This window comes from Gilliamella sp. Nev5-1, from assembly GCF_001690895.1.
GTDB classification, from domain to species: Bacteria; Pseudomonadota; Gammaproteobacteria; order Enterobacterales; family Orbaceae; genus Gilliamella; species Gilliamella apicola_C.
The window spans coordinates 1-2,414 of record NZ_LZHO01000052.1; the positions used below are offsets into that span (position 1 = coordinate 1).

The following is a 2,414-nucleotide window of genomic DNA, read 5'->3' on the forward strand; positions in this document are numbered from 1 at the left end:
CCGCTTTCACTTTTTTACTAAGCTCTTTGTCTGTTTTTTTACTGGTTAATTGTAGTTGATAATAGAAGCTATTTCTTGACACTTGTAAACATCGACATAACGCACGTAAACTATATCGATGTTGATTCTCGGTGATTAATTTGATTTTCGTCCTATTATCAACGCCGCTTGCTTTAGGATGTCATTCTCCATTAACAATCGCTTATTCTCTTTACGTAGGGCTATGAGCTCATTTTCTTGAGCACGACGATTAGCTTGAGCTGTAAACTCACCAGTGGTTTGATATTGCTTAATCCACTTATCTAATGCGGATTTAGTCAGGTCGTATTCGGTGACAATATCCGCTCGTTTTTTGCCATTTTGGTATAACATTACCCTCTGTTTTTTAAATTCATTACTAAAACTGCGTTTTTCTCTTCTTGAAATGAGATTTGTCATTGTTGGTTCCTTTTGTTTTTTGGTTATCATAACAATGACCTTATTAAACTGGTACTAATTAGTGTAGCCTGTCCAGATAATAATGTCTCTTTATGTGATATCGGTTTTTTATATTTAAATCGCCATAATTTAGCTCCTGTTGATTTAACTAATAGAAAAGGCCACCACCATCAAAATACTTTTTATCTTTACTAGTGGCTTTTAACGCTTTTATTTGGGTGTCAGTTAAGGGGGTAGTTTTTACAGCCATTTTTTACCTTTGGGGGTACGCAATAATAGAGGTATTTAATTATACCCCAAAATATACCCCCATTATTTTTGGTTGTAAATGTACCTTACTGATACTTAATGGGCAATAAAATAGACTTTAAGGCTTGTTATTACTGGGTTTGATGTGCTTTGTAGGGTTTAAAAGAATGTTGCTGTTTATTGATTTGGTGCATGGGCGGGACTTGAAATAATCTTATTAAAGCCTTTCCAATAAAGGGTTTTGCTTTTTCTTTATTGAAGAAATAGTCCCAAGCATAGTCCCAAAATAAAAAGTGACCCCCAATATTAGGTATTTTAATCTTGCCAAATTGAAAGGTTAAAAATTGGTTTTAGAATTTTGACGGTGTAAAAATTTATCTAGGTGAGTGGTATCCGTTAATTATATTTTAGATTTTTTATACCTCCTCCCCATAAAAATAAAATTTAATAAAAAAGTATGCACGGTGTTCACTACTTGCTTGAATCCTTATTCTAAAAGGGTTTGAGTGGTGTATACTTAAATGTTTACTATTCACAAGTGTACACTTTAGGTATTCACTCAATAAAAAACCGCCAATTAGGGCGGTCTTATTTTAGTGGCTCAATTTGAGCTACTAGTTAGGATCTTCGGCTTTAGGTAGCCAATCTTTACACCTATCTGGGTTTATTTCTAAATTAGTTTTTACCCCTATATTAGTTCGTTTTTTAATGTACGCCTTTCTATTTTCTTTTATGGCGTAATTTAATGATAAACCAAACCCACTCAAGGACAATGGATTATTAAGCCCTGTATTGCGCACATACTCAATATAAGCATGATATAAATATTTTTTAGGGTTAAACGGTATTATGCCTAAATTACCCATAAGCATACCATTGGGATGATCCAGCACATCAAGATAACTACAAAAATCCACCAAGTGGTCGGATTCGCGTTTAATCGCCGTCGCTTCGTCTGATTGTTGTTGCTGGTGTAGTCTTTCTTTGGCTTCTGCTGGACTGGTAAACTCATTTAATAGCAACCTCACAATTGAGGGGAGTTCTTGCTCTATTTTGCTAACCAAGTTTAAATCTCGCTCTTTTTCAGGGATGACCTCGCCAAAGTGAAAGATAACCCTACGCCGTGATATACCGCCGTTACGCTCGTTAAATCTCATTGCCTCGTTATTGATAACCAAAACTACCGCAGGGATTTTACAAGAATAGGGTTGCTTGTGTTTTGGGTCTATTGCGACTTCATCACCGCCAGTAATCGCTTTTAATCCTGCACCACTACCCATATAACGCGGTTGGTCGGGTAATATGACTAATGAGTAACCCACGATTAAGGCTCTGTCCCTTGCCTTTTCTAATGCGTCCATAGTGCCTATTACAGTATTGTTTTTACCTGATAACATCGTCGCAATTTCAGCAAAAACACTTTTACCGCTACCGCCTGCGCCTGTAACCTCTAAGAATAATTGCCAGTCATGACGATTAGCCAATATCATATATAGCGCAGCTAAGATATTTTTAGCCTTATCTTGATTGCCTGATGCTCTTTTTAGCCATTTAGCGAAGTTTGGCGCGTGAGTATCAAAAGATTCATTTTCTTTGACAGGGTAGTAATCAATATCATTACTGACTAATAGCCAATCTTGCTTATTGTGAGGTCTAAAGGTTTGGCTTTTTAGCTCATATACGCCATTTTTAAAGCAGATTAAATCTTTCTGAGGTGTTCCCATTAT

The 2,414-nt window shown here is 36.1% G+C and carries 3 protein-coding genes; all 3 read right to left on the reverse strand.

What is annotated here, in order from left to right; translation table 11 throughout:
- Positions 1-135: 135 nt before the first annotated feature.
- Positions 136-468: a transposase gene (locus A9G41_RS07235; RefSeq protein ID WP_081301468.1), complete on the reverse strand. Its 333-nt coding sequence runs from the start codon at positions 466-468 to the stop codon at positions 136-138.
- Between the two features lie 118 nt (positions 469-586).
- A complete protein-coding gene (locus tag A9G41_RS13985) occupies positions 587-688 on the reverse strand; it encodes an Arm DNA-binding domain-containing protein (protein ID WP_141675256.1) in 102 nt (33 codons plus the stop codon).
- A 613-nt stretch (positions 689-1,301) separates the two neighbouring features.
- On the reverse strand, positions 1,302-2,414 hold a 1,113-nt coding region (locus A9G41_RS07240), incomplete at its 5' end, for a DNA primase family protein (protein ID WP_218837685.1).